Origin of the sequence: Streptomyces djakartensis, assembly GCF_014651075.1 — a bacterium.
Lineage (GTDB): Bacteria > Actinomycetota > Actinomycetes > Streptomycetales > Streptomycetaceae > Streptomyces > Streptomyces djakartensis.
On record NZ_BMWE01000002.1, the window covers coordinates 61,160 to 86,400 of the forward strand.

Genomic DNA, 25,241 nt, shown 5'->3' on the forward strand with positions numbered 1-25,241 from the left:
ACCCCGCCCTGAACACCCCGCTCGCCGAAGTCCTGTCCGTGACGCTGCTGGTCGCCGTGCTCGTGTGGGCCGTTGCCCGTCCGCGGGGGCTGCCCGAGGCCGTGGTGGCGGTTCCGGCCGCCGGGCTGGCCGTCGCCGTCGGCGTGATCTCCCCCTCTCACGCGTGGGAGGAGATCCAGCGGCTGGGGCCCGTGACCGGCTTCCTCGCCGCCGTGCTGGTGCTCGCCCACTTCTGTGACGTCGAAGGGCTCTTCACGGCGTGCGGAGCGTGGATGGCCCGCTGGGCCGCGGGGCGCCCCGGGCGGCTGCTGACCGCTGTGTTCGCCCTGGCCTCCGTCATCACGGCCGTGCTCAGCCTGGACGCCACGGTCGTCCTGCTGACACCGGTGGTGCTCGCCACCGCCACCCGGATGGGCGTGACGGCCCGTCCGCACCTCTACGCCTGTGCCCATCTGTCGAACACCGCTTCGCTGCTGCTTCCGGTCTCCAACCTGACCAACCTGCTGGCGTTCACGGCGAGCGGGCTGAGCTTCACCAGGTTCGCGGCCCTCATGGCGCTGCCCTGGCTGGTGGCGATCGGCGCCGAGTACCTGGTGTTCAGGCGTTACTTCGATGACGAACTGACCACCGCTCTCCCCTCCCCCGGCGCCGAGCGGCCCCCCGAGCTGCCACTGTTCGCCCTGGTCACCGTGGGCTGCACGCTCGCCGGGTTCGTCGTGGCCTCGGCCGTGGGGATCGCACCGGCGTGGGCCGCGCTGGCCGGAGCGCTGGTGCTGGCCGGGCGGGCGCTGCTGCGCAGGCGGGCCACCGCGCTGACCGTGGTGCGGTCCGCCGCTCCCGCCTTCCTGGCGTTCGTGCTCGCGCTCGGCGTCGTCGTGCGCGCGGTCGTCGACCACGGGCTCGCCGACGCGCTCCACCGGGTGCTGCCGGACGGTTCGGGCCTGCTCGCACTGCTGGGCGTGGCCGCCCTGGCCGCCGTACTGGCGAACCTCATCAACAACCTTCCCGCGGTGCTGGTGCTGCTGCCGCTGACCGCCGGGGCCGGCCCCGGCGCCGTGCTCGCGGTGCTGCTCGGTGTGAACATCGGTCCCAACCTGACCTACGCCGGATCGCTGGCGACCCTGTTGTGGCGGCGGATCGTGCAGCAGCACGGGCACCGGGTCGGGCTCGGGGAGTTCACGCGGCTCGGGCTGCTCGCCGTTCCGGCGGCGCTGGTGCCGGCCGTGGTGGCGCTGTGGCTGTCGCTGGCCGTCGTCGGGACCTGAACGCGCGGTCAGCGACGTCCGCCCCCGTAGCCGTAGCCGCCGTAACCGCCGTCATAGCCGCCGTCACCGTAGCCGTAGCCCGGGTAGCCATAGCCGGGGTAGTCGTACCGGCCGTCCTCCTCGCAGTGGTACCCGTAGCGGTAACAGGACGGGTCGGTGGAGGCCTGGCCGCTCGTCGCCGGCTGCGGGGCCGGGGGGCGTCGCGGACGGGGCCGGGGTCCGCGGAGGCGTCCCGGAAGGCGTGGGCGTCGGTGCGGGCGTGGAGGCCGGTGTCGGCGTGGGGCGCGGAGCAGGGGCGGCGGGGGCGTTCCAGGTGACGGCCTCCATCTGGAGGTCGGCCTTCGAGCCGTCGATCACCCAGCGCTGTGCCTCGTCGTCCGCTCGGGCCTTGAGGACCAGGGCTCCCGAGCCGTCGGTCGCGGACGGGGCCAGGGCGAGATCCTGGTTCCAGCGGGCCACCAGAGCGCCCTGCAGGGTGAAGTCGTAGCGGACGTCCTTGGCGTCCGGCCGGGACCCGCCCGAGCAGGGGGCCAGCCGCACCGAGTAGCCGAGACGCGAGTCCAGGCACAGATCGGGGGCGGCACCGCTGCGCAGCAGCCCGTCCGTCTCGTACGTCCACTGCTGGGTGGTGTCCGAGGAGCAGTCGGCGAGCTCGGCCTCCGCACCCGCCACGGCCTTCTCGCCCGCGATGCCGACGCACAGGTCGGAGGCGAGGTTGTGCAGCCGGCCCCGCAGGACATCCTTTCCTCTCTCGCCGGACCCGATCCGGGATGGGTCGTTCGTCGACTCGCCCGCACCGGTGCCGGGCGCTCCGGACGGCCGTTCCGCTCCGCCCTGCGGCGTGTCCTCGCCGGAGCCGCCGACGGACCACAGGACGAGCGGGAGTACCACCAGGCCGCTGACGGTCAGGACGCCCACGGTGAGATTGCGGCGCCGGGCGGCGCGACGGGCGGCCTTGTGGGCCGATCGGCGGGCCGCCGCGCGGCGGCCTTCGACGCGCCTGCCGGGAGTGGGCCCGGGAGTGGGCGGGGTGGCGGGAGGGGCCGGGAAACCGTCGTGGGCGTGGCCTGACGTCTCCGCCCGGGCCGCGGAGGCGGCCGGCGCGGCCCCTGTGCCGACGGGGTCGGTGAACGACTCCCCCACCATGCCCGCGAGAGCGACGGGGTCCGGGACGGCCCCGTGTGCCGAGCCCGCCGTGTCCAGGAGGGGCCCACCGGCCGCCCCCCGGAGCGGCCCGAGCCGCTCACCGCCGGGCTCCTGATCGCCGGTGACCGGCTCCGGACCGCTCACCCGGCACTCGGCGTACTCCCGCCCGCCCCAGCCCAGCACCGCCTCCGCCAGGGCGGGACCGAGCCCGTGGTTGAACCGGCCGAGCTGGTCCGAGGCGGCGCTGCAGTGCCCGCAGCCCTCGATATGCGCGCGTAGATCGGGGTCGATGTCGTGGCCGCCACGCCGGTACGTCACGTCGAGCAGGCGCAGATAGCGGCGGCACTCCTCGTCGGGGGCGAGTTCGCGGTGCAGTTGGAGGCACTCCTCGCGCAGCCGGTCGCGGGCCCGGCCCAGTTCGACGCGCGCTCCTTCCTCGTCCAGGCCGAGCAACCCGGCGGGCTCGGCGAGCGGTTCGGCCTCGACGTCGATGTGCCACAGCAGGCAGCGGGCGGACTGGGGCAGCCGCTGGAAGGCCCCGGACAGCAGGCGCCGGTGCTGCGGCGGCAGCAGACGGGCGGCCACCCGCTCCCCCGTACCGGCCCCGGAGAGCAGATCCGGGTGGAGCATCTCCCCTTTGTGGTCGGTGGCCCACTCGGCGGCGACGCGCCGTACGGTGACGAGCAGATGGGGCCGCCACGCGGCGGTCGGGCCGTTCTGGCGGAGGGTCTCGCCGAAGATGCGGGTGAACGCGGCGGTGGTGAGTATTCCGGCGGAGCGCGGGCCGTCGGTGCACAGCCTGGCGTACGCGAAGGCCGCCTCCCAGTGCCGGTCCAGCAGTTCGCCGACGGGGTGGAGCGCGGGGGTCGCGCCCGTCCACTTTCTGAGCTCGGCGCTCAGTTGCTCGTCCGTGGCGCCGGACCCGCGGGCCGAAGCCGGGGAATTCGACAGGCCAGCGTCATTCACGGCTGCATTCCTCTCAAGGACATGCGGAATAAAGTCCATACCAAGGGGTATGTCGGGCACGGATGCCGCGCACACGAAAGGAAGGCGTGTCGCCCGCACGCCGACACGGCACACCTTTGCACAGGTCAGCGAGCGGGAACAAGAGATCTCACGGTTTCGCGCCTTGCGTGCACAGCCGACCCTTTTTGACAAAATGTCAATCAGTGGGCGGAAAGGGATTACCGCGCGGTGCAATTGGTTTCGGCAGTACGTTTTCACCCGTTCTCGGCACACCTCGGAAACCATTGCCGTGCAGCGCGGTCCGGTACGCGCCGGGCGGCGTCCCGAAGCGTTCACGGAAGACCCGGTTGAAGTGGAACGGACTGGCGAACCCCGAGGCCGCCGCGACGCGTTCCACCGGAAGGTCGGTGCCCTCGAGCAGCCGGGCGGCGTGGCGCAGCCGCGCCTCACGCAGGGCGCGCATGGGCGACCGGCCGAGCTGCCGACTGAACAGGTGGGCGAAGCGGGACGGTGACAGGGAGACACCCTCCGCGAGCGAGCGTACGGTGTGCGGCGCGCCCGGGTCCGCGTCGATCAGCTCCTGGGCCCGGCGGATCCGTGCGTCGAGGCCGGGACGGGGTGCCGCCGGCCGGGCACCCGCGGTGGTGATCAGGACCACCTCCTCCAGTGCGCACAGGGCCAGTTCGCGGGCGGTGCTGTCGTGCGCGACGGCGATCTGCCCGCCGGGTGGCACCGTCTCGGGCGGTGCCCCGGGTCGGCGGGCGTCGGTGTGCATGCGCCGGAACGCCGCCTCGACGCGGTCGTGTGCTCCGGCCGGGACGGAGGTGACCACGTACATCCCGTCCCCGGCGTCGTACGGCCGCAGCCACGCCGCCCAGGCCGGGCGGGCCTGGCAGTGCGCCCACCAGAACCGCCAGTGCCGGTCCCCGGGCCCGGTCGCGTAACCGTGCGGCACACCCGGGGCGAGCACGACCAGCCGGCCCGCGCCGGCCGAGGTCTTCGCTCCGCCCTGCCACAGCAGGCCTCCGCCTGACAGGGTCCAGGTGAACAGCCAGCTCATCGACCCGCGAGGCCGGTTGACGGCGTAGCCGGACGGCTGGTCGAAGTGGCCGGTCACGACGAGGCCGGGAGGCGGGGCGGGCACCCCGTCGTCCTCGGGTCCGGCAGTGCCGGGCAATGCGTCAGCACGCACGGGCATCCCTCTCGGTGACTCGACGACCTAGGTTCTGTCCACCGGGAACACCTGACCGAGAGGTGCGTTCATGACAGTCACGGGCAAGGGCGCCACCGGCGCTCCCATCCTGGACCCCGCGGTGCTCCGGCGGTACCGGGAAGAATTCGAAGAGGACGGATTCACGGTCGTCCGCGGGCTCTTCGGGGCCGATGAGACCGAGCGGCTGTGCGACGGGTTCGCGGCGCTGCACGCGGGCGGCCGGGTACCGGGGCACTTCGAGCCCCGCGCGTCCGGCCCGGACGCCGATCCGCTGCACGTGTGGCCGAGGGTGATGCATCCGCACGAGATCAACGACCTCGCGCGTGAGGTCTTGCTGGACGCCCGGCTGCGCACGGTCCTCGAGGGGCTCCTGGGTGAGGAGGTCCTGGCCGCCCAGAGCATGTTCTACTTCAAGCCCCCGGGAGCCCGGGGCCAGGCGTTGCACCAGGACAACTTCTATCTGCGGGTGGAACCGGGCACGTGCGTGGCGGCGTGGCTGGCCTGCGACGTGATCGACCGGGAGAACGGCGGGCTCGAAGTCGTGCCGGGCACCCACCGGATGGACCTGTTCTGTCCCAAGGAGGCGGACGCGGAGGTCTCCTTCGCGCGGGAGTATGTCCCGCCGCCGCCGGGCCTGGCCCCCGCGCCGGTGGACATGGAGCCGGGGGATGTTCTGTTCTTCAACGGCAGCCTGGTGCACGGTTCGGGGCCGAACCGCTCGGGTGACCGGTTCCGGCGGTCGTTCATCGGGCACTATGTGGGCCGGTCGACCGAGCGGATCGGGCGCTTCTACAGGACGTTGACGATGAGTGGGGCGCGAGTTGAGCTGTCCGAGAGTGAGGGAGCGGGGCCCTGCGGTACGGAGTTCGAGCCTCAAGGGCCCCACTGATCCCGTTCAGTGAGCGGCGACGGGGTGCCGGGTCGGCTGCGGTGCGCAGGGGCTGCGGGGGGCGTACGTGCCCGTGTGGGCCCGGACTCAGCGGCAGCCGGCGAGGTCCAGCCCCCGTTCCCAGCCGAACTCCCGTCCCCCGCCGCCCTTTCCCGGCTCTCCCGCGTACGGCTCCCCGAACCGCACCCCCATCCCGCGCAGCCGTTCGAGGCTCTCCCGGTAGGCGGGGTGGGCGGCCAGCGCCTCGGCCACGCACGGCAGGACGGCGATCGGCACGCCGAGCCCCGCCGCCTCGCAGAGGGTGCCCAGGGCGAGGGTGTCGGCGATGCCGGCCGCCCACTTGTTGAGGGTGTTGAAGGTGGCGGGGGCCACGACCACGGCGTCGGGGGCCGGGAAGGGGCGCGGCTCGCCCGGGGCGCGCCAGGCGGACCGGATCGGGCGGCCGGTCTGTGCCTCGACGGCCGCGGTGTCGAAGAAGCCGTTCATGGCGGCGGGCGTCGCGATGACCCCGACCTCCCAGTCCCGCTCCTGCGCGGCGGTGATCAGTTTGCTGAGGTCCGCGGCGACGCCGGCGGCGCACACGACGACGTAGAGGAAGGGTTTCCGGGCGGCCTGTTCCGTCATCCCGGAAACCCTAGCGACTCCCGCGGGAGCGCCGGACGGGGAGGCCGCGTCAGCTCACCGTCTCCGACACGGTGATGGCGCTCACCGGGCAGGCACGGGCCGCCTCCCGCACCAGCGGACTGCCGCCGCCGTCCTCCTGGCCGGGCAGCAGGGCGCTGATGCCGTCGTCGTCCTGGGTGAACACGTCCGGGGCGGTCAGGGCGCACTGGCCCGCACCGATGCAGACGTCCTTGTCGATGTCGATGTGCATGGGGGGAAGCCTCTTACCAAGTCACGGGGAGTTCCAGCATCCCCTGGATCGTGTCGCCCGGCTTGAAGGGAATCTCCTCGGCCGGCGCGGCCAGGCGGAGGGTGGGCAGCCGGTCGAAGAGGGTCCGCAGGGCGATCTCCAGCTCGGCGCGGGCGAGGTTCTGGCCGAGGCACTGGTGGATGCCGAAGCCGAACGCCACGTGATGCCGGGCCGAGCGGTTCCAGTCGAGGCTGTCCGGCTCGGGGTAGACCGTCTCGTCGCGGTTGATGACGGAGGTCGCGAACACCACGCCGTCTCCCTCGCGGATCGTCTGCCCGGCCACCTCGATGTCCTCGACGGCGAGGCGGAGCAGGCCGTCCGCGATCGACAGCATCCGCATCAGCTCCTCGACCGCGGCCGGCACCAGCCGCGGGTCGGCGCGCAGCTCGGCGAGCCGCTCGGGGTGCTGGAGCAGGGTGAAGGTGCCGAGCGAGATCATGTTGGCGGTCGTCTCGTGGCCCGCGACCAGCAGGATGAGCGCCAGGGCGATCAGGCCCTCGCGGTCGAGAGCGCCGTCGCGCAGCTGCCGCTGGACCAGATCGTCCAGCAGGCCGGTGCCGGGGTTCTTCCGCTTGCGGTCGATCAGTTCGCCGAAGTAGTCCTCCAGCCGGTCCCGGGCGTCCATCACGTCGGCGGTCTCCGGGCCGCGCAGCAGCCGCCGTGACTGGCTCTCGAAGAAGTCGTGGTCGTCGTACGGGACGCCGAGCAGGGCGCAGATCACCATGGACGGCACGGGCAGCGCGAAGGCGCTCACCAGGTCGGCGGGCGCGCCCCGGGCGATCATCGCGTCGAGCCGTTCGTCCACGATCTGCTGGATCCGGGGCCGGAGTCCGGCGGCCCGCTTGAGGGTGAAGTCCCCGACGACCATGCGCCGCTGGTCTCGGTGCTGGGGGTCGTCCACGCCCAGCAGAGCCGCCCTGCGGTTGCGGATCCCGGCGAAGCGCGCGGTGGGGACGGGGAAGCCGGGGCGGTCACGGTTGGAGGACAGGCGCGGGTCGGCGAGCAGCGCGCGGGCGGTGGCGTGGCCGCTGACCAGCCAGGCCTCGCGGCCGTCGAAGAGAGTGATACGGGTCAGGGGGCGCTCGGTGCGCAGCGGCTCGTAGCCGGCGGGCGGGTGGTAGGGGCAGGTCCGGCTCTGGGGGAAGGCCACGGGTGCGGTCGTGTCCGTCATGAAGACCTCACAGAGGAAGTGTGCGTCGGGCCGGCCATCATTAGATGCCCCAGGCACCTAATGGAGGGATGCGAAGTTCGGCCAGATCGGTGGTGACGTGCAACTTGGCCGAGGAATGCCGTCTCTCAGTTCGAGCGGAACCGAAAACCGGTTGCCGGTACGGCGGGCGGGCCTGAGGATCCAGCCATGAACGTGCCCGATGCCCTCCCGCCGCTGTCCGTCGCCGCTCCTGCCGCGCGCCGACAGCAGCGGTCCGGCCGCCGTGGAGGGCCGACGCCGCCACAGTCATGACGGCCGCTCTCGTCGCGGGGCTGCTCGCCGGATACGGCATCGCCGTCCCCGTCGGCGCGGTCGGGACCTACCTCGTCTCCCTCACCGCCCGGGCCTGCCTGCGTACCGGTGTCTGCGCGGCGCTCGGGGTCGCCACCGCCGACGGGCTGTACGCCCTCGCGGCCACCCTCGGCGGGACGGCCCTGGCCGACGGGCTGCGGCCGGTGCTCGGGCCGCTGCGCTGGGTCTGTGTGCTGGTGCTGCTCGCGCTCGCGGCGTGGGGTGCGGCCGGGGCGGTGCGCGAGTACCGCGGCCACCGGCTCGCCACGCGCACGGCCCCCGCTCCCCCGACCCCGGCCCGGGCCTACCTGGGACTGCTCGGCGTCACGCTGCTCAATCCCACCACTGTGATCTACTTCGCTGCCCTGGTGCTCGGTTCCCGGGCCACGGATCCGGCCGGTGCCCTGGAACAGGGTGTGTTCGTCCTGGCCGCGTTCGCCGCGTCCGCGAGCTGGCAGGTGCTGCTCGCCGGGAGCGGTGCGTTGCTGGGCCGTGCGCTGACCGGCCATCGGGGGCGGCTGGCGACGGCGCTGGTGGCCGGCGGGGTGATGACCGTCCTGGCCGTGCGAATGGCGGTCGCGCCGGGGTGAGGCGCGCGAGGGGGCGGTACGCGCCGGCCAGCGGATGATTCCGGGGCCTACCGGTGTTGAATTCGGGTGCCAGTCAGTTGCCGACACGACGATGGGACGGATGCCATGCCTCTCGCAGGTGAGTACGAGCCCAGCCCGACGCAGTGGGTGCGCCGGCAGGTGGAACTGTACGAGAGCTCCGGCGGCACCGAGGGGACGACCCTGCGCGGTTCGAAGATGCCGGTGGTGGTCCTGACCTCACGGGGCGCCAGGAGCGGCAAGTTGCGCAAGACACCGGTGATGCGGGTGGAACACGAAGGGCGTTACGCCGCGGTCGCCTCTCTCGGCGGCGCGCCCAGGCACCCCGTCTGGTACTTCAACCTCAAGGCCGACCCGCGTGTGGAGCTCCAGGACGGCCCGGTCAAACAGGACATGACCGCCCGTGAGGTCACGGGCCGGGAGAAGGCGGAGTGGTGGGAACGCGCCGTCGCGGCGTACCCGGCGTACGCCGACTACCAGACGAAGACGGACCGGGAGATCCCGGTGTTCGTACTGGAGCCGGCCGACGGCGGGTGACTCCCGGGGGCCGACCGCCCCGCGCGGGGGCAGTCGGCGAAAAAATTTCTTCTTCCCGGGTGCATGGACCGTCCGACGCGGGGCAGGCGAGCGTCAGGCCCCGCCGCGCTCCCCCGTCGCGGCGGGGCTTTCCGCTGCCTCGCCCGCGGGGCGGTCCGTGACGTCCAGGAAGATCTGGTCGGCCTCCGGGACCGTCCGGGCGATCGAGCGCTTGATGCGTACGGCGACCTCCTCGACGTGCTCGCTGTCCAGGCCGGGCACCAGGTCGACGCGAGCGGCCACGAGGGCCGTGTCCAGCCCCGTCTTCATCGTGAACAGCGCCTCCACGCTGTCGATCTCCGGCTGGGCCTGCAGCAGCGCCCGGATCCGCCCGCTCGACTCCGGGTCGGCCGCCTCGCCGATCAGCTGGTCACGCGCCTCACGGCCCAGCCGGTACGCGACGAAGACGAGCAGCGCCCCGATCGCGAGGGAGGCCGCCGCCTCCCAGACCACCTGGCCGGTGACCATGTGCAGCGCCATGCCCACGATGGCCAGCGAGACGCCGAGCACCGCCGTGCCGTCCTCGGCGACGACCGTGCGCAGGGCCGGGTCGCGCATCCCGTCACCCGTGCCGCCCTGCCGGCGGACCTGGTACAGCGCCCGCACCAGCGAACCGCCCTCCGCGAGGAGGGCGATGCCGAGCACGATCAGTCCGGCCACATAGCCGCCGAGATCCTCCTCCGCTCCGCTCGCCAGGGCTTCGAAGCCCTGGAAGAAGGAGAAACAGCCCCCCATGACGAAGATCCCCACGGCCGCCAGGAGCGACCAGAAGAACCGCTCCTTGCCGTAGCCGAAGGGATGACGCCGGTCGGCCGGGCGACGGCTGCGGCGCAGCGCCGCCAGCAGGAACACCTCGTTCAGGCTGTCGGCCACCGAATGGGCCGCCTCCGACAGCAATGCGGGTGATCCCACGGCCAGGCCGCCGACGGCCTTGGCGGCCGCGATCACCAGATTGGCAGCGAGCGCCACCAGTACGGTGACGCGGGTCCTCCGATCAGATGCTTCTTCAGTCACCCACGCCGATTGCCCCGGTCGGCGGTGCTCATACCGTGCCGTCCGCGGAAAACGGGGAACGCGTTCACCAGGGCACACGTACGGCAAGGAGGTCACCCCCATGAGCCGCGACGACGGCGACGGCAACAGCGCCTATGGAAGGAGGAGGTTCAAACGGTCCAAGGCGCACTTCACCGACCGGATCACGGCGGACGGCCGGGACGGCTGGCCGGTGGAGGCCGGCCGCTACCGGCTGGTCGTCAGCCGTGCCTGCCCGTGGGCGAGCCGCTCGCTGGTCTCCCGCAGGCTGCTCGGTCTCGAGGACGCGCTGTCCCTGGCCGTCACCGACCCCATCCAGGACGACCGCAGCTGGCGTTTCACCCTGGACGAGGACGAGCGCGACCCGGTCCTCGGCATCCGCTACCTGAGCGAGGCCTACGACCGGCGGGAGAAGGACTACCCCGGCGGGGTCAGCGTCCCGGCGGTCGTGGACGTGCCCAGCGGGAAGCTGGTCACCAACGACTACCAGCGGATCACGCTCGACCTGGCGACCGAGTGGACGGCTCTGCACCGGGACGGGGCGCCCGACCTGTACCCGCACGGGCACCGGGACGAGATCGACGAGGTGATGGCGGACGTCTACGAGGACGTCAACAACGGCGTCTACCGAGCGGGTTTCGCCACCGGGCAGGAGGAGTACGAGGCCGCCTGCGCGGGCGTGTTCCGGCGGCTCGAGCTGCTCGCGGGGCGGCTGGAACGGCAGCGGTACCTGGTCGGCGACACCATCACCGAGGCGGACATCCGGCTGTTCACCACGCTGGTCCGCTTCGACGCGGTCTACCACGGCCACTTCAAGTGCAACCGCTGGAAGCTGACGGAGAACCAGGTGCTGTGGGGTTACGTACGTGACCTGTACCAGACGCCCGGCTTCGGCGACACCGTCGACTTCGACCACATCAAGCGCCACTACTACCAGGTGCACACGGGCATCAACCCGACCCGCGTCGTGCCCCTGGGCCCGGACCTGTCCGGCTGGCTGACCCCGCACCACCGCGAGGAGCTGGGCGGCCGGCCGTTCGGCGACGGCACACCGCCCGGGCCGGTCCGCCCCGAGGAGCGGGTCCCGGCCGCGGGCACACCCTGACCACAGCAAGGCACCCCCACACACCGACCTAGGAGATACACGTGGCCAAGAAGAAGAAGCTCCCCCTCGCCTACCAGCCCTTCGGATTCGTGCTGGGCTGGTCGAGCGGCTGGCTGGCCGGGCTCGCCTTCCGCAAGACATGGATGGCGATCCGGCACGAAGAGGACGCGCCCGACGCGCTGGACCGGGACCGCGGCTGGGGGGAGGTGCTGCTGGCCGCCGCGGTCCAGGGCGCCATCTTCGCCGTGGTGCGCAGCGCCGTGGACCGCGCGGGCGCGACCGCCATCGAGCGCTCGACCGGCACCTGGCCGGCCGGCGACAAGGGCGGCCGCGACTGACCGCCACCCGGTTCCGCCCCGCCCTTGCGGCGGGGCGGAACCGGACTGTCCCTAAGGACCGGTACGGCCCCGCGGTCCCGGGCAGTGCCTCGCCGGCCTCCGCCGCCGCCGTCAGCCCTGCTTGGGCGCGGTCGGCGCGGTGCGGCGCAACGTGAAGGAGTGCCCGGCCGGGTCGGCGTAGCCACGCTCCTCCAGAGGGCCGGAGGCCTCCTTCGCCTCCAGGGGACGCCCGCCGAGGCTGATGACCCGGCGTTCCACCGCGTCGAGGTCGTCCACCACGAACTCCAGATGCGCCTGGAGCGAATTCTCCGGACGGGGCCAGCTGGGCGGGGTCGCGTTGACGTCCCGCCGCAGGGCGATGCGGAAGCCGTCGGCGCTCCGGATCTCCACCCGGTTGGCGGTCGCGTCCGCCTCCTCCCCCTCCAGCAGTTCCTTGTAGAACACGGCGAGCTTCTCGGGCTCGGCACAGTCGAGCACCAGAACGCCCGCATTCACCAGGGCCATGTCTCCTCCGCAGGATCCCGGCCGCGGTGCGGTCGTGCCCCGCGGCCCTCTCCCTTGCGGATATCCCGGTCCGGCCCATTCAGTCGGTCGTCAACCACCTTCCGTCGCGCATGAGTTCGCGACCGTCCAGCTCGCCGGCCTCCCGCCGTGCCTTGACCCGCCGCGGCACGACGCGGAAGCGGAGGTACGGCGTGGTGAGGCCGCGGGGGTCGAACCAGGCCTTGGCGGCGGAGAGTTCGGCGTCCTGCTCGGTCGGCTCGCCGGGCTGAACCGTCTCGACGGTGCCTTCGGCCATGACGACGTCACGGGTCGGTCCGATGCCCACCCGGGCCCGGCCGGTCGCGGACGGCGTCTCCCCCGCGCCGCACGACCGGGAGATTCCGGTTGTCCGAGGGAGGTGGGAGTGTACGCAGCTCAAGAGGTTTCAGCAGTAACCGAGATCACGGTCCGGTCACGAATGGCTCATTAGCACCTTGGGCAGCCTCGTACCGCTTCTCGCCTCAACTTTCGAGTCAGGATGACCAGTTCGAGTGTGCGGGCGGTCCTGGTGACCGTCCGCTCGCAGGGGTGGGGGGACTCCGCGTTCCGTCTCCCGAAAGGAAACGCATGCCTCAGGACGTCCGGTTCGACCTGCCCTCCGACACCTCTGTCAGCTCCCCGCACGCCTCGGGCGAGGCAGCGCATCCCGGATCCGGTGGTCGCGCCACGCCTGACGGGCCGCGAGTGCTTCCTGATCAACACAGCTGAGGCGGCGGGTGCTCGCCTCGCAGCAGGAGTGCCGTCAACGCAGCAGTCGTGCCCCTCGCGGTCGTTCGTAGCAGGAGCCGAAGCCGGTCGCGTGCGTCCGGCTGTCCGGCGGGGCCGTCGCGGCAAGTTCAGAAGATTCCCGGGCACGGCCGGTCAACGACCACGGTCGATCGACTCCGTTGCCAGGACCACAGCTTATTGGGAGACCGGTGTGAAATCTCGAGTCGCAGGTGCTGTTCCGAAGGCGTCCGCCGACAGCTCACTCCCGGCGCAGCCAAGCGCCCGGCTCCAGCCCACGGAGGCGGGGAACACCCTGGCCCGCCTCCTGGTGAAACACATCAATGGCAGCACGGAGCAGTACCGGAGGTCCCAGAACGCCGCTCAGCAGCGGCTGAGCGGATTCGGCTCCGCCCGTTCCAGCACCACGCTGCGTGTGGAGGGAGCGCTCCATCTGGCGCGGCCCGCGTTCCTCCCGCCCGACGAGGAGGGCTACGCCAGGTTGAGGCACCTCGACACCGGCCTGCGCATGATCGAAGCAGCCTTCCCCCAAGTCAGCACCGACATCGAGGTCTGCAGACTGACCTGCACGATGCTGGAGGGGGCCTGGAGGAGCCGGGCACTCACCCCGCCGCGGGCGCAGGAGGAGACAACCGCCTGCGCCTGCCCGCTGTGCCGTCGGCTGCCCACGCCCCCCGCGCGCACGCTGGACGACTACCGCTGGCGGCAGAGCGCCGGCCGTCCCCTCACCGTCAAGACCTGGCCACACCGCCGGGAACTCGACAGCGTCCTGACCGGTGGATGGTCCTGGACCCGGCAGATGAACGACCTCGAACGAGATCTCGGCCACCGCCACCGCTTCGAGGACGACATCCTCGTCTTCCACGAGTACAAACGCGTGGTCGACACCATCGACACAACGCGCCTCACCCGACACGTCGAAGGCCGCCTGGCCGAGAATTTCAGCACCAACAGCGCGCGGGCCCTGGTTTCCGGGCTCTTCGCGGCCCACAAGCGATCCGTCGACGAGTACTGGCTGCGACAGCACGACGCGGGCAGCGTCACGCTCCCCCAGACCAACCCTCTCAACCAGAGCGCCTACTCGGCCCTGCAGATGCTGGACTGCCTGTTCTGGCACGTCGCCCCCGACACCGAACTCTGGCAGGAGGAAAACCTCGCCTCCCTGCTGCTGTGCCGCGTCATCGACGACATGGCCGATGTACGGGCCGACGCCCTCACCGGCGAGATCAGCAACTTCTGGCTCGCCGAAATGCCCACCCACACCAAGGCGCTCTACGCTGCCTGCGCGATAGCCCTCGTCAAGTACGGCTGCATGCCCGAGGCCCACAGCCCTATGTGGAACACCTGGCTGATGACCACCACCATCGTGTGGATGGGGCTCACGGGCCGCCACGCCCTGTGGTTCGACGGCATCACCCAGGGCCTCCCCCCGGCCGAGGAGTGCCCGCTGTGCGACCTGCAGCCCAACCCGTGCACCGGCATCCTCACCCATGGCACCACCCTCACCATCGCCCCGCGGCCCACCGCACCGGCACTGAGCACCCGGACCGCCGAGCTGTCCGCACGCTGCCGAGCCCAACACCCCCGGGCATGGGCCCTCTTCGACGCCGAGCTCCATGCCTTCGAGGCACTGCACGGCCCCTGGCACGGCAACACGGACAACGCATGGGAGATCTTGCGCCGCACCTACATAGCCGCCGTGGAGGCATCCAGCGCCGCGCCGTCGACGGAACGCGCCCGTCATGTCCAACAAGACGCCGGCGTAGTCGGATCCGAGAGGTTCCACACCCTGCACGATCATCAGACCGGGAGGGAGGACACCGCACTGCTCGCCTACATGTTCGGCTGTGCCCACCCGCATTTCCTCTGGAACGCTACGGGATACCGTCCCACGGGCGTCGCAGGCGACTGGCTCGACGGCTGACGCCCCGGTCCTGAAGGCTCGGGCCGCTGCTCGCACCCGCCTGGCCGACCTCCGCGGCGGCCCCGCGGCCAGAGCCGGACTACCCGGACGCGGCTCGGCTGACGACCTGCTGAGCGTGCGAGCCACCGCACGCGCGCACGGCGTTGCCCGGCCGGAAGCCGGCCGGGCAACGGTGCGTCGGCGTGGTTCAGACGGCGAACTCGACCGGCAGGCTGTCCAGCCGGGACTCCCACGTGGAGGCGGTCGAGCTGAGTTCTTCCGGCGGTACGGCCAGGCGCAGGTCCGGCAGCCGGTGCAGCAGGACGTCCACGCCGATCTCGATGATGGACTGTCCGATGTTCTGCCCCGGGCACTCGTGCGGTCCGGCGCTGAACGCCAGGTGCGACTGGTTGCCCTGCACGGCGACGGCCGAGTCGGGCCGTACCTCCGGGTCGACGTTGCCGGCGGCCAGGCCCAGGATGAGCAGCTCTCCCTCCTGGACGTGATGGCCTCCGAGCTCCAGGTCGGCGGTCGCGAACCGGCCCGGCAGCACGGACAGCGGCGGGGCGTCCCACATGACCTCTTCCACCACCGAGGAGACATTCAGCTCCCCGCTGACCAGACCGGACAGCCGGGCGGCGTCGGTGAGGACCCGTTGCAGGACCCGGGCCAGCAGATTGCTGGTGGTGGTGTGCGCGGCGATCAGCACCAGGCGCAGATGGCTGACGACCTCGTCGTGGTCGAGGCCGGCTGGGTGCTCCAGCAGGGCCGTGGCGAAGTCGGAGCCCGGCTCGGCCCGCTTGCGCTCGGCGAGTTCCGCGAGGATCTCCATGATCCGGTCGTTGTGCTCGAGGGCCCCCTCACCGCCCTTGAAGACCTGGGCGCACGACTCGATCAGGCGCAGCCCGTCCGCCGCGGGAAGGCCCAGCATCCTGGTGAGCACAAGCATCGGCAGTTGCTCGGCGTAGTCGGCCACGAGGTCGGCGCGCCCTGCGTCGGCGAACGCGTCGATCCGCTTGTTCGCGAAGTGCGTGACGTGCCGCCGGATGCCCCGGGCGGCCGCCGCCTGCAACCCGTCGGTGACGGCGCCGCGCAGCCTGCGGTGCGGTTCGCCGTCCTGGGACACACAGTCCGGGCGCCAGCCGACCATCGGCATGATCGGCGAGGTCTCCTCGATCCGGCCCTCCCGCCAGTCCCGCCAGATCCGCGCGTCCCGGCTGAACTGGCGGGGGTTGTCGAGCACCCGCCGGTTGTCGCGGTAGCCGAGGACCAGCCAGGCCGGCACGTCGCCCTCCAGCAGGACGGGGGCGACCGGGCCGTGTTCCTTGCGCAGCCGCTCGTAGATGCCTGCCGGGTCGGTGGCGGCCTCCGGGCCGTAGAGCCGGGTCAGTTCGGCTCCATGGTGGGCGACGGGGCAACCGCGCGGGGCGGTCTGATCGTTCATCGGGGCTCCAGGGCCACGGCTGAGCGTTCCTTCAGGTGGTGGATGAGGGCGACGAGGACGTCCCGGCTGGAGGCCCGGTCGCGGGCGTCGAAGGCCACCACCGGGGTGTGGTCGGGGATGTCCAGGGCGTCCCGGATCTCCTCGACGGGGTAGTTCCGCGAGTCGGGGAAGACGTTCAGGGCGACCACGAAGGGGACATCCTGGCGTTCCATCTCCTCGATCGCCCGGAAACTGGACTCCAGGCGGCGGGTGTCCACCAGGACGATCGCGCCCAGCGCCCCTTTGAACAGCCCGTTCCACAGGAACCAGAACCGCTCCTGGCCCGGTGTGCCGAACAGGTACAGCACCAGGCTCTCGTTGATTCCGATCTTGCCGAAGTCCAGGCTGACGGTGGTCTGCGTCTTGTCGGCGACGCCTATGAGGTGGTCGACGTCGACGCTGGCCTGGGTGAGGGTCTCCTCGGTGGTGAGCGGCTTGATGTCGCTGACCGACCGGACCATGGTGGTCTTCCCGGTGCCGAAGCCGCCGGCGATCATCACCTTCACCGAGCGGGTGTCCCCGGCTGCCCGCCCTCCGGGTTGGTCAAAGCCTTTGAAGTCCACTGAGTACCTCCTCAAGGAGCGCGAGGTCGGGCCCGCGGCCGGCGTCGTGTGCCGGGATGGGGTTACGGGCTTCGACGCGACCTGCGTCCAGCAGGTCCGACAGCAGCACCGCGAGAATGTTGAAGGGCAGCCCGAGGTGAGCGCCGAGCTCGGCGACCGACAGCGGGTCGCGGCAGCGCCTGAGGATCTCCTCGTGCTCGTGCTGCATCCCCGGTAACGGGGCGGCGCGGGCGACGACGAGAGTCGCCACGTCAAGGCTCGACGCCGCACCGCCCGGTCCGCTGCGCCCTCCGGTCAGGACGTAGTAGCGCTCGAGACCGGACGGGTCCGACGTTCTGCGGGGAGCACTCATCCAGAGTGCTCCTCCAGGCGCGGAGTGGTGCCGAGGAGCTCACCCATCCTGCGGGCCAGGTCCCGCATCTGGTGCCCGAGCAGGCCCTGGTCGAGGCCCTCCCTGGCGAGGACACCGAGGTACGTCTCCACGCCGGCGCGGACGACGAACAGGTGCCCGCCGTCGACCTCGATCATCGCCAGGCGCAACTGGCCGGCGTACTTGGGGAACTGCTCGGCCACCGGCTGGGCCAGGGCCTGCAGGCCGGCCACCACGGCGGCGAAGCGGTCGACGTCGTCGGGATCTTCGGCGCCGTAGGAAGTGATGGCCTTTCCGTCGCTGGAGGCCACCAGGGCGAAACGGATCTCCTGGATGCTCTCGACGAGATCGCGGAGCGCCCAGCTCACGTCTGTTCCTTGCTGCGTCATCGGGACTAGTCGCTCTCTTGGGTGCGGTGCTCGGTGGACTCGCGTCCGGCGGGTGTGTCGCGGTCGTCTGCCGCCTGCGAGGCCGACGCGGCGTCACGTCCCGCGGTGGCGAAGGCGGCGAGACCGGAGAAGGAGGCGTCGGGCGGCACGGCGGCGGGGGTACTCCGGTCGGCCCGCTCGGTCTGCCTCGGCCCGTCGGCCTCGTTCCGCTTGCTGCGGCGCCGGGGCAGGCCGCCGGGAGTGGTCTCCATGGCCTCGGCCTGCGCGACCGGTGGCGGGGCCGGCTCGGTCACCGTCTCGCGGACCGGGGGGGACGTGGCGGTGCGGGCCTCCGGGGCGGTGACGGCCGGGGTTGCGGTGGCCGCGGGCAGCGGGCTGAAGTACTTGTGCGGAACCACGACCACCACCGAGGTGCCGAGCCAGGGCGAGTCCGCGAAGGTGACGCGGATGCCGTAGCGGCGGGCGAGGGCGCCGACGACACGCAGGCCGATGCTCGCGTCCTCGGTGATGCCGCCGAGGCCCGCGCCGGGCGCGGTACCGGCGAGGGCGTGCTCGGCCTCGCGCTTCTTCTCCTCGCTCAGGCCCTTGCCCGAGTCCTGGATCTCGATGCCGACACCGTTGGGGACCTCCTTGCCGGAGATGAGCACCGGCTCGGTGGGCGGCGAGTAGCGCGCCGCGTTGTCCAGGAGGTGGGCGAAGATCAGCGTGAGGTGGTCCACGAGGCCGCCGTCGACGCCGAGTTCGGGCAGGTGGCGCACCTGGACGCGGTGGAAGTCCTTGATCCGGCCGATGCCGCCGCGCACCACGCTCAGCAGCCGCTGCGGTTCCTGCCACTGGCGCCCCGGCCGGTCCGATCCGCCGAGGACGCCGATGCTCGCGGCGAGCGAGTCGGCTGGGCCGAGCTCCTGGTCGAGCTCCATCAGGCCGCGGGCGACGGCCGGCAGCCGGCCGTGCTCGCCCTGCATCTCGTGCAGCCGGCCGCGGAGCTTGCTGGTCAGGACGTGGATGCGGTTGCCGATGCTGATGACGGCCTGCTCGGCGGAGGTGGAGCGGTCGAACTCCGCCTCGAGACCGATCAGGGCCGTGCGCAGCAGCTTGCGCAGTTCCGCCTGGAGGTCGGAACTGACCTTCGCGCACTGGTTGACGGTGGGCAGGATGTCGTCGATGGCCTCACCGGAGCGCAGCTTGTCCATCGCGTCGGGAAGCTGCTCGTCGGCGAGCCGGGCGACGGCGGCGAGCTGGTGGGACAGCTGTTCCTGCCAGACCTCGGCCTGGTCGGCGAGCCGGGTCTCGTAGGACGTGGCCTGCTCGGCCAGCCGTTCCTCGTACGCCCGGGACTGGTCGGCGAGCTGCGACTCGTACGTGGCGCTCTGGTCGGTCAGGCGGCGCTCGTAGGTGGTGTGCTGCTCGTTGAGCTGGGACTCCAGGGTGGCGCGGTCGGCGGAGAACTTCCGCTCCAGACCCGCCACATGCTGCTGCCACTGCTGGTTGTGCTCGGCCTGCGTGGTGCGGAAGGAGGCCTCCGCGCGCTGGAGTTGGGCTCGGGTACGCAGCAGCAGGCGTACGCACACGGCGCCGGCGGCCGTCGCGGCGGCACCGGCGACGGCGACGGTTATTCGCTCCGAGCTCATGAACGTGGCGGCAACCGTCCCGCCTCCCAGGCCCAGCGGCATCAACCACCAGCTGTACCAGGCGACAGGGGCCCGCGCCGCCGGTGGCGGAGTGGCGAGTTCCATCTGCATCCTTCGAAGCACACGATCGAACGGGGGGTGTGGATCGCACTCATGAGTACGCACCGCGAGCCGACTGGACGCGATCGCGTCAACTCGCAGCGCCGATCGGAACCCTATCGGGTTTGAACCGCAAAGGATCAAACTCATCCCCTGCCGGAGGTGAGGGTTCGGTCACGCTCCGGAAGAAGGCAACAGATCGACAAATGACTTTGCCCGCCTGAGGAGTTGGGCGTGCACGTGTCAGCGGGCGGCCTGGAACGTGCGGCGGTACGCCTGCGGCGACACCCCGATCGCCGCGCCGAGGTGCTGGCGCAGCGAGGCGCCGGTCGCGAAGCCGACTCGGGCCGCGATCTGGTCGACGGTGAGGTCGCTGGACTCCAGCAGATGCCGGGCCCGTGCCACCCGCTGCTGGATCAGCCAGCGGCCGGGGCTGAGGCCGACCTCGTCGTGGAAGCGCCGCGCGAAGGTGCGGCGGCTCATCCGGGCGTGGCCGGCGAGTTCGGCCAGGGTGAGCGGCTCACCCAGGCGCTCCAGGGCCCAGGCGCGGGTGGCCGCGGTGCTGGCGGCCCCCTCTTCGGGGATTGGCTGTTCGATGTACTGGGCCTGGCCGCCGTCCCTGAACGGCGGGACCACACAGCGGCGGGCGACGGCGTTGGCGAGCCGGCTGCCGTGGTCCTTGCGGACGAGGTGCAGGCAGATGTCCACGCCGGAGGCGGCCCCGGCGGAGGTGAGGAACGGGTGGTCGTCGACGAACAGCACGTCCGGGTCGAGGTCGACGCGCGGGAACATACGGCGGAACCGCTCGGCGACCTGCCAGTGCGTGGTCGCCCGGCGTCCGTCGAGGAGCCCGGCGGCGGCGAGGACGAAGGCGCCGGTGCAGATGGAGACGATGCGGGTGCCGGGGCGGATGAGGGCCAGCGCGGACAGCACGTCGCCGGGCACCTCGTCGGTGAGGTGGTCGGGCGCGATGGGCGCGATCACCACGGTGCCGGCCGTGGCCAGGACCTCGGGGCCGTGTTCCACGGTGACGCCGAAGTCTGCGTTGGTGCGGACCGGTCCGCCGTCGACCGAGCAGGTCAGCACCTCGTACCTGTCGTCGGCCGCGCCGAGGATCCGGCTCGGGATGCCCAGCTCGAAGGGGTACACACCGTCCAGGGCCAGGACCACCACTCGTTCACGCCGCATGGCACGATCCTATCGAATGTTGGCAATCTTGCCATTGGCGGGCGGTGCGTGAGCAGGCACGCTTGATCACCATGACCACACAGAGCACGATGCGAGCCATCAGCCAGGACGTCCTCGGCGGTCCCGAGGTCCTGAAGGAAGTCGAGATCGAGCGCCCGGAACCGCGGCCGAACGAGGTGCTGGTCCGGGTGCGGGCCGCCGGGGTCAACCCGACCGACTGGAAGCACCGCGCCACCGGCGGCTTTCTGGGCGAGCCGCCCTTCGTCCTCGGCTGGGACGTCTCCGGAGTGGTGGAGGCGGTCGGTGTCGGCGTCGCGGCGTTCGCGCCCGGGGACGAGGTCTTCGGCATGCTGCCGTACCCGTTCGGGCACGGATCGCACGCCGAGTACGTGATCGCTCCGGTGCGGGCCCTCACCCGCAAGCCGGCCGGGATCGACCACACCCAGGCGGGCGCGCTGCCGCTGGTGTCGCTCACCGCGTGGCAGGCGCTGGTGGAGCACGCGGGCGTGCGGCCCGGGCAGCGGGTGCTGATCCACGCCGCGGCGGGCGGTGTCGGGCACGTGGCGGTGCAGATCGCCAAGGAGCTCGGGGCGTATGTGATCGGCACGGCGAGCGCGGGCAAGCACGAGTTCCTGCGGGGCATCGGTGTGGACGAGGCGGTGGACTACCGGGAGACGGACTTCGCCGAGGCCGTGAAGGACGTCGATGTCGTCCTGGACACGATCGGCGGTGAGACCTCGCTGCGCTCGCTGCGCGTGCTGCGCCCGGGCGGGGTCGTGGTGTCGATCCTGCCGGGCGGCTCGGACGACTTCTACCGGGAGGCCGAGGGGCTCGGGGTGCGAGCGGTCCGGATGCTGGTCGACGCCGACCGTGCGGGCATGGAGGCGATCGCGGAACTCGCCGCGCGGGGCAAACTCCGCGCCACGATCGCCGGGACGTTCCCGCTGTCGGCCGCGGCCGAGGCCCACGCCTCCGGTGACACGGGCCGCACGACGGGGAAGCTGGTGCTGCTGAACGACTGAGCGGGAGCGGTCGGCCCCTTCGGCGGCGGTGCGCGTTGCGCGTCCCGCGGTGGGGTTGGGTCGGGCGTTGCGCGTTGCGCCTGCCGCTGGGTGGGGGGTCGGGGACGTGTCGGGGGGTGTCCGTCCTCGGAACGGCGCGATGGAGTCGGATGCCGAGTGACTGTCCGTTGACGCGCCAACCGCTGCGGGCGGACACCCCCCGACACGTCCCCTCCCGTGCGTACGCGGCTGCACGCCGTCTTAGCTGCGGGCAGTCGTGCCGCTGGGGCGGCACGGGTGGGCGCAGCGGCACCTCGTCGCGCCGAGTTGCGCAACGCCCCGCCCCCAGCACCTCGCAACGCCGGGCTCCGCACCCAGCACCCCACCGGGTACCTGGAACCGGCCGCCGCCGCTGCGGGCAGTCGTACCGCTGGGGCGATGGGGTCCCCCCCTGATCGGGCGAAGCCGAGAGCTTGGGGGAGGGTGAGCGCAGCGGCGCCCCGCGACGCCGGGCTGCGCGACGCCCCGGCCCCCGCACCCACGCCGAGAGCGCCGGGAAGGCATACCTGCCCGGCCACCCTCGGGTGCCCTGCTGCGCGGAGCTGTCAGAACGCCAGCACCGGCTTGATCGTCTTGCCGGACTTCATGTCCTGGGCCGCACGGTCGATGTCCCCGAAGGGATACGTGCTGATCAGGCGGTGCAGCGGGAGCCGGCCCTCCTTCACCAGCCGGACCAGGGCCGGGATCATGGTCTGCGTCTCGCTGTCGCCGAGGGTCAGTCCCACGATCCGCTTGCCGCCGAGAAGCCCGTTGACGTCCAGGGCGACTTCGGAGCCGAAGGGCGGGGCGCCGACGACCACCAGGGTGCCGCGGGCGGCGAGCGCGTCGACGCCCTGGCGCAGGACGCCGACGTTGCCCGTGGTCTCGACGACACCGTCCGCGCCCTGGCCGCCGGTGATGCCGGTGAGGGCCTCGGCCAGGTCCTCCCGGCTGGTGTCCACGGTGTGCGTGGCCCCCAGCTCCGTCGCCAGCGCGAGGCGTTCGGCGACCCGGTCCACCGCGACGATCCTGGTGGCCGGGGTGAGGGCCGCCGCCATCACCGCGGACAGGCCGACCGCCCCGGAGCCCAGGACGACGACCGTGGCGCCCGTCTCCGGCTTCAGCACGTTCCACACCGCCCCCACGCCGGTCTGCACACCGCAGCCCAGCGGGGCGATGGACGCCAGTGGTACGTCCGGGTCGACCTTGACGACGCTGCGCTCGTCGGCGAGTGCCCGGTCGGCGAAGGAGGACTGACCGAAGAAGTGCCCGCCCAGGGTCTCGCCGTCCCGGCTGATGGTGCCCGTCCCGTCGGCCCGGCTGCCGCCGATCAGGTTCAGCGGAAGCCAGGTCGCGCAGTACGCCGGGTGACCGCCACGGCAGTTGCGGCAGTCGCCGCAGGAGGTGAAGGAGAGCAGGACGTGGTCGCCGGGCGCGACGGAGGTGACGCCGGGGCCGACGTCCTCGACGATGCCCGCGCCCTCGTGGCCCAGGACCCCGGGCAGCGGGAAGGGCAGTCCGCCGCCCGCCACACCGAGGTCGGTGTGGCACAGGCCGGCGGCGACCATGCGGACCAGCACCTCGCCGGCGCCGGGTTCGTCGAGGACGACGTCGGAGAGGGTGAAGGGCGCGCCGCCGGACTCGACGACCGCGGCACGGGTGGTGATGGGCATCGGGTGGGCTCCTTGCGGTGGCTCAGTCGAGCGAGACGACGACGGACTTGACCTTGGTGTAACCGGCGAGGGCCTCGGGCCCGTACTCGCGGCCGTAGCCGGAGTCCTTCACGCCGCCGAAGGGCACGGCGGGGTCGAGCATGGCCCAGTCGTTGATCCACACGATGCCGGCCTGGAGCCGGTCGGCGACCCGGTGGGCGCGGGCGAGATGGCTGGTCTGGACGCCCGAGGCCAGGCCGTAGGGCGTGGAGTTGGCGAGGGCGACGGCCTCGTCCTCGTCGTCGAAGGGCTGGACGGTGAGGACGGGGCCGAAGATCTCCTCCTGGACGACGCGGGAGTCGTTCGACAGGTCGGCGAGGACGGTGGGCTTGTAGTAGTAGCCGCCGTCGAGATCGAGCCGCTCGCCGCCGCAGACGACGCGGGCGCCCTCCTTGCGCGCCAGGGCGACGTACTCCTCGACCTTCTTCAGGTGCTTCTCGGCAGCCATCGGGCCGATGACGGTGGCCGGGTCGCGAGGGTCGCCGACCGGTACGCCGGGGACGGCCTCGGCCAGGATGCCGAGCAGGGTGGGGTACACCGAGCGGGCCACCAGCAGGCGCGGTCCGCCCATGCAGAACTGGCCGGTGTTGAAGACGAAGCCCTTGATGACCGCGCCGACCGCCTTCTCCAGGTCGGCGTCCTCGAAGACGACGTGGGCCGCGTTCCCGCCGAGTTCCATGGTGACGGGCTTGAGGGCCTCGCCGGCGACGCTCGCCACATGGCGGCCGATCGCGGTGGAGCCGGTGAAGGCGACCTTGTCGACACCGCGGTGGCGCAGCAGTGCCTCGCCCGCCACCGGGCCCGCACCCGTCACGACGTTGACCACACCGTCGGGCACGCCCGCTTCCTTCAGGAGCCGCGCCATGTACAGGGCGCTGAGGGGGGTCTCGTCGGCCGGCTTGTGGACGACGGTGTTGCCGGCCGCGAGGGCCGGGCCGAGTTTGGAACCGGCCAGGATCAGCGGGAAGTTGAACGGAGTGATCGCGGCGACCACGCCGAGCGGCTCGCGCTTGGTGTAGGCGAGCGCGTTCATGGGGGTGTCGCGCAGGGCGCCGTCCAGGCTCTGGGCGAGGTTCGCGTAGTACTCGTAGTCGTTGGCCGCGTTGGTGACGTCGACCGCGCCGCACAGGGTGATCGGCTTGCCGACGTCGAGGCTCTCCAGCGCGGCGAGCTCGTCGGCGTTCTCACGGATCAGCCGGGCGACGCGGTGCAGCACCCGGCCACGCTCGCGGCCGCTCAGCCCGGACCAGTCGCCGGCGTCGTAGGCCTCGCGGGCGGCCCGTACGGCCGCGTCGACGTCGGCCGGGCCCGCCTCGGCGACGGTGGTGACGACCGCTCCCCGGGACGGGTCGACCACCTCGGTGCGCGCCCCGTCGGCGGCCTCGCGCCACTGGCCCCCGATGAACAGCTGCCCGGGTTCCCTCTCGAAGGTGGTCATCGCCGCTCCTCAGCATCGTCGCCAAGATTTCAACAATCAGGTTTCCTGTTGGTCCGCAGTCTCTTTACAGACAGGTTTCCTGTCAATGCTCTAGCCTGCGTCCATGCTCGACACACAGGTGACCAAGGCGCCCCCTTCCCTGCTCTACATGGTCAAGCAGGTGGAGCTCGTCGTGCGCTCCCACCTGGACGAACTGGTCAAACCCTCCGGCATCACCGCCCTCCAGTACACCGCGCTGACCGTCCTGGAGCGACACGACGGACTGTCCGCGGCCCAGCTGGCACGCGACTCCTTCGTCACGGCGCAGTCCATCGCGGATCTCGTCCGCTCCCTGGAGGGACGTGGACTGGTCCGCCGGGAGCGCAATCCCCGCAACCGCCGCGAACTGCTGATCCTGCTCACCGACGACGGCCGGGAGCTGCTCGCACGGCACGCCGGGCCGGTCCGCGAACTGGAGGAGCGGATGGTGCGCGACCTCACGGCACACCAGACCGAGCAGTTCCGCCAGGCCCTCGCCAAGGCCTGGCACGCCCTGTCGTAGAACAGGGCGCGCGCCTGGAAGCGCGCCCGCGCTCACCCCCGCTCACATTCCGGCGCGAACCTC

The 25,241-nt window shown here is 72.0% G+C and carries 24 protein-coding genes and 1 pseudogene; 9 read left to right on the plus strand and 16 right to left on the minus strand.

Going from position 1 to position 25,241, the window contains the following annotated elements:
- The first annotated feature begins 8 nt into the window (after positions 1-8).
- Complete coding sequence (locus tag IE212_RS03720; RefSeq protein ID WP_190196602.1) at positions 9-1,265, plus strand: arsenic transporter; 1,257 nt, start codon at positions 9-11, stop codon at positions 1,263-1,265.
- An 8-nt stretch (positions 1,266-1,273) separates the two neighbouring features.
- Here IE212_RS03720 and IE212_RS03725 read toward each other — a convergent pair.
- Positions 1,274-3,377, minus strand: a pseudogene (locus IE212_RS03725) (ricin-type beta-trefoil lectin domain protein).
- Between the two features lie 196 nt (positions 3,378-3,573).
- Positions 3,574-4,575 carry a helix-turn-helix domain-containing protein gene (locus IE212_RS03730; RefSeq protein WP_190196223.1) on the minus strand — a complete coding sequence of 334 codons (1,002 nt, stop codon included), beginning with the start codon at positions 4,573-4,575 and terminating at the stop codon, positions 3,574-3,576.
- A gap of 64 nt (positions 4,576-4,639) precedes the next feature.
- On the opposite strand from IE212_RS03730, the gene IE212_RS03735 reads away from it, so the two are divergent.
- Positions 4,640-5,479, plus strand: coding sequence for a phytanoyl-CoA dioxygenase family protein (locus IE212_RS03735; RefSeq protein WP_190196224.1), 840 nt, complete (start codon positions 4,640-4,642; stop codon positions 5,477-5,479).
- Positions 5,480-5,566: 87 nt separating this feature from the next.
- Here the strand turns inward: IE212_RS03735 and IE212_RS03740 are convergent, their stop codons facing one another.
- The 3 genes from IE212_RS03740 to IE212_RS03750 are packed head-to-tail and all read right to left on the minus strand — an operon-like array spanning position 5,567 to position 7,563.
- Positions 5,567-6,103 (minus strand): flavoprotein, encoded by a 537-nt coding sequence (locus tag IE212_RS03740; protein ID WP_190196225.1) that lies wholly within the window; start codon positions 6,101-6,103, stop codon positions 5,567-5,569.
- A 49-nt stretch (positions 6,104-6,152) separates the two neighbouring features.
- A complete protein-coding gene (locus IE212_RS03745) occupies positions 6,153-6,353 on the minus strand; it encodes a ferredoxin (RefSeq protein ID WP_030247659.1) in 201 nt (66 codons plus the stop codon).
- Between the two features lie 13 nt (positions 6,354-6,366).
- The gene (locus IE212_RS03750; RefSeq protein WP_190196226.1) at positions 6,367-7,563 is read right to left on the minus strand and encodes a cytochrome P450; all 1,197 of its coding nucleotides are present in this window, start codon (positions 7,561-7,563) and stop codon (positions 6,367-6,369) included.
- 287 nt (positions 7,564-7,850) lie between these two features.
- Here IE212_RS03750 and IE212_RS03755 point away from each other — a divergent pair, with 287 nt between their 5' ends.
- On the plus strand, positions 7,851-8,483 hold the full coding sequence (locus IE212_RS03755) for a LysE family transporter (RefSeq protein WP_190196227.1): 633 nt from the start codon (positions 7,851-7,853) through the stop codon (positions 8,481-8,483).
- Between the two features lie 105 nt (positions 8,484-8,588).
- The gene (locus IE212_RS03760; RefSeq protein WP_190196228.1) at positions 8,589-9,038 is read left to right on the plus strand and encodes a nitroreductase family deazaflavin-dependent oxidoreductase; all 450 of its coding nucleotides are present in this window, start codon (positions 8,589-8,591) and stop codon (positions 9,036-9,038) included.
- Between the two features lie 93 nt (positions 9,039-9,131).
- Here IE212_RS03760 and IE212_RS03765 read toward each other — a convergent pair whose 3' ends face one another.
- Positions 9,132-10,193, minus strand: a complete 1,062-nt coding sequence (locus IE212_RS03765; protein WP_229864033.1) for a cation diffusion facilitator family transporter — start codon at positions 10,191-10,193, stop codon at positions 9,132-9,134.
- Between IE212_RS03765 and IE212_RS03770 the strand changes: the two genes are divergently transcribed.
- Together IE212_RS03770 and IE212_RS03775 are read left to right on the plus strand one after the other, a co-directional pair.
- On the plus strand, positions 10,192-11,214 hold the full coding sequence (locus tag IE212_RS03770; protein ID WP_190196230.1) for a glutathione S-transferase family protein: 1,023 nt from the start codon (positions 10,192-10,194) through the stop codon (positions 11,212-11,214). The two genes, IE212_RS03765 and IE212_RS03770, sit on opposite strands and share 2 nt — an antisense overlap.
- A 41-nt stretch (positions 11,215-11,255) precedes the next feature.
- The gene (locus tag IE212_RS03775) at positions 11,256-11,552 is read left to right on the plus strand and encodes a DUF4235 domain-containing protein (RefSeq protein WP_190196231.1); all 297 of its coding nucleotides are present in this window, start codon (positions 11,256-11,258) and stop codon (positions 11,550-11,552) included.
- Positions 11,553-11,663: 111 nt separating this feature from the next.
- Here the strand turns inward: IE212_RS03775 and IE212_RS03780 are convergent, their stop codons facing one another.
- Both IE212_RS03780 and IE212_RS03785 read right to left on the minus strand, forming a co-directional pair.
- Positions 11,664-12,056 (minus strand): VOC family protein, encoded by a 393-nt coding sequence (locus IE212_RS03780; protein WP_190196232.1) that lies wholly within the window; start codon positions 12,054-12,056, stop codon positions 11,664-11,666.
- A 79-nt stretch (positions 12,057-12,135) separates the two neighbouring features.
- Positions 12,136-12,351, minus strand: a complete 216-nt coding sequence (locus IE212_RS03785; protein WP_229864035.1) for a hypothetical protein — start codon at positions 12,349-12,351, stop codon at positions 12,136-12,138.
- A 780-nt stretch (positions 12,352-13,131) separates the two neighbouring features.
- Here IE212_RS03785 and IE212_RS03790 point away from each other — a divergent pair.
- Entirely contained in the window at positions 13,132-14,745 is a 1,614-nt protein-coding gene (locus IE212_RS03790; RefSeq protein WP_229864037.1) for a hypothetical protein, read from the plus strand.
- A 187-nt stretch (positions 14,746-14,932) separates the two neighbouring features.
- On the opposite strand, the gene IE212_RS03795 is transcribed toward IE212_RS03790, so the two are convergent.
- From IE212_RS03795 to IE212_RS03820, 6 genes are all read right to left on the minus strand, one after another.
- On the minus strand, positions 14,933-16,168 hold the full coding sequence (locus IE212_RS03795; protein ID WP_190196233.1) for a cytochrome P450: 1,236 nt from the start codon (positions 16,166-16,168) through the stop codon (positions 14,933-14,935).
- On the minus strand, positions 16,165-16,770 hold the full coding sequence (locus IE212_RS03800; RefSeq protein ID WP_190196234.1) for a GTP-binding protein: 606 nt from the start codon (positions 16,768-16,770) through the stop codon (positions 16,165-16,167). The genes IE212_RS03795 and IE212_RS03800 overlap by 4 nt, the downstream gene beginning before the upstream one ends.
- Positions 16,751-17,122: a DUF742 domain-containing protein gene (locus IE212_RS03805; protein WP_190196235.1), complete on the minus strand. Its 372-nt coding sequence runs from the start codon at positions 17,120-17,122 to the stop codon at positions 16,751-16,753. Before IE212_RS03805 ends, IE212_RS03800 begins: the two co-directional genes overlap by 20 nt.
- Positions 17,119-17,529, minus strand: a complete 411-nt coding sequence (locus IE212_RS03810) for a roadblock/LC7 domain-containing protein (protein ID WP_003994857.1) — start codon at positions 17,527-17,529, stop codon at positions 17,119-17,121. The genes IE212_RS03805 and IE212_RS03810 overlap by 4 nt, the downstream gene beginning before the upstream one ends.
- Positions 17,530-17,534: 5 nt before the next feature.
- The gene (locus IE212_RS03815; protein WP_190196236.1) at positions 17,535-19,265 is read right to left on the minus strand and encodes an ATP-binding protein; all 1,731 of its coding nucleotides are present in this window, start codon (positions 19,263-19,265) and stop codon (positions 17,535-17,537) included.
- A 237-nt stretch (positions 19,266-19,502) separates the two neighbouring features.
- A complete protein-coding gene (locus IE212_RS03820) occupies positions 19,503-20,447 on the minus strand; it encodes a GlxA family transcriptional regulator (protein WP_190196237.1) in 945 nt (314 codons plus the stop codon).
- A gap of 71 nt (positions 20,448-20,518) precedes the next feature.
- Between IE212_RS03820 and IE212_RS03825 the strand changes: the two genes are divergently transcribed.
- Complete coding sequence (locus tag IE212_RS03825) at positions 20,519-21,469, plus strand: NADP-dependent oxidoreductase (RefSeq protein WP_190196238.1); 951 nt, start codon at positions 20,519-20,521, stop codon at positions 21,467-21,469.
- Between the two features lie 584 nt (positions 21,470-22,053).
- On the opposite strand, the gene IE212_RS03830 is transcribed toward IE212_RS03825, so the two are convergent.
- Positions 22,054-23,160 carry an NAD(P)-dependent alcohol dehydrogenase gene (locus IE212_RS03830; RefSeq protein WP_190196239.1) on the minus strand — a complete coding sequence of 369 codons (1,107 nt, stop codon included), beginning with the start codon at positions 23,158-23,160 and terminating at the stop codon, positions 22,054-22,056.
- A 22-nt stretch (positions 23,161-23,182) separates the two neighbouring features.
- Complete coding sequence (locus IE212_RS03835; protein ID WP_190196240.1) at positions 23,183-24,637, minus strand: aldehyde dehydrogenase family protein; 1,455 nt, start codon at positions 24,635-24,637, stop codon at positions 23,183-23,185.
- Positions 24,638-24,740: 103 nt separating this feature from the next.
- Here IE212_RS03835 and IE212_RS03840 point away from each other — a divergent pair, with 103 nt between their 5' ends.
- Positions 24,741-25,178 (plus strand): MarR family winged helix-turn-helix transcriptional regulator, encoded by a 438-nt coding sequence (locus IE212_RS03840; RefSeq protein WP_190196241.1) that lies wholly within the window; start codon positions 24,741-24,743, stop codon positions 25,176-25,178.
- The last annotated feature ends 63 nt before the right edge of the window (positions 25,179-25,241 follow it).

Excerpts from the sequence above, each read along its gene's own strand:
- IE212_RS03730 (WP_190196223.1), bottom strand. The coding sequence starts at position 4,575 with ATGCCCGTGCGTGCTGACGCATTGCCCGGCACTGCCGGACCCGAGGAC.
- IE212_RS03735 (WP_190196224.1), top strand. The coding sequence starts at position 4,640 with ATGACAGTCACGGGCAAGGGCGCCACCGGCGCTCCCATCCTGGACCCC.
- IE212_RS03740 (WP_190196225.1), bottom strand. The coding sequence starts at position 6,103 with ATGACGGAACAGGCCGCCCGGAAACCCTTCCTCTACGTCGTCGTGTGC.
- IE212_RS03745 (WP_030247659.1), bottom strand. The coding sequence starts at position 6,353 with ATGCACATCGACATCGACAAGGACGTCTGCATCGGTGCGGGCCAGTGC.
- IE212_RS03750 (WP_190196226.1), bottom strand. The coding sequence starts at position 7,563 with ATGACGGACACGACCGCACCCGTGGCCTTCCCCCAGAGCCGGACCTGC.
- IE212_RS03755 (WP_190196227.1), top strand. The coding sequence starts at position 7,851 with ATGACGGCCGCTCTCGTCGCGGGGCTGCTCGCCGGATACGGCATCGCC.
- IE212_RS03760 (WP_190196228.1), top strand. The coding sequence starts at position 8,589 with ATGCCTCTCGCAGGTGAGTACGAGCCCAGCCCGACGCAGTGGGTGCGC.
- IE212_RS03770 (WP_190196230.1), top strand. The coding sequence starts at position 10,192 with ATGAGCCGCGACGACGGCGACGGCAACAGCGCCTATGGAAGGAGGAGG.
- IE212_RS03765 (WP_229864033.1), bottom strand. The coding sequence starts at position 10,193 with ATGGGGGTGACCTCCTTGCCGTACGTGTGCCCTGGTGAACGCGTTCCC.
- IE212_RS03780 (WP_190196232.1), bottom strand. The coding sequence starts at position 12,056 with ATGGCCCTGGTGAATGCGGGCGTTCTGGTGCTCGACTGTGCCGAGCCC.
- IE212_RS03785 (WP_229864035.1), bottom strand. The coding sequence starts at position 12,351 with ATGGCCGAAGGCACCGTCGAGACGGTTCAGCCCGGCGAGCCGACCGAG.
- IE212_RS03795 (WP_190196233.1), bottom strand. The coding sequence starts at position 16,168 with ATGAACGATCAGACCGCCCCGCGCGGTTGCCCCGTCGCCCACCATGGA.
- IE212_RS03805 (WP_190196235.1), bottom strand. The coding sequence starts at position 17,122 with ATGAGTGCTCCCCGCAGAACGTCGGACCCGTCCGGTCTCGAGCGCTAC.
- IE212_RS03810 (WP_003994857.1), bottom strand. The coding sequence starts at position 17,529 with ATGACGCAGCAAGGAACAGACGTGAGCTGGGCGCTCCGCGATCTCGTC.
- IE212_RS03815 (WP_190196236.1), bottom strand. The coding sequence starts at position 19,265 with ATGGAACTCGCCACTCCGCCACCGGCGGCGCGGGCCCCTGTCGCCTGG.
- IE212_RS03820 (WP_190196237.1), bottom strand. The coding sequence starts at position 20,447 with ATGCGGCGTGAACGAGTGGTGGTCCTGGCCCTGGACGGTGTGTACCCC.
- IE212_RS03825 (WP_190196238.1), top strand. The coding sequence starts at position 20,519 with ATGACCACACAGAGCACGATGCGAGCCATCAGCCAGGACGTCCTCGGC.
- IE212_RS03830 (WP_190196239.1), bottom strand. The coding sequence starts at position 23,160 with ATGCCCATCACCACCCGTGCCGCGGTCGTCGAGTCCGGCGGCGCGCCC.
- IE212_RS03835 (WP_190196240.1), bottom strand. The coding sequence starts at position 24,637 with ATGACCACCTTCGAGAGGGAACCCGGGCAGCTGTTCATCGGGGGCCAG.
- IE212_RS03840 (WP_190196241.1), top strand. The coding sequence starts at position 24,741 with ATGCTCGACACACAGGTGACCAAGGCGCCCCCTTCCCTGCTCTACATG.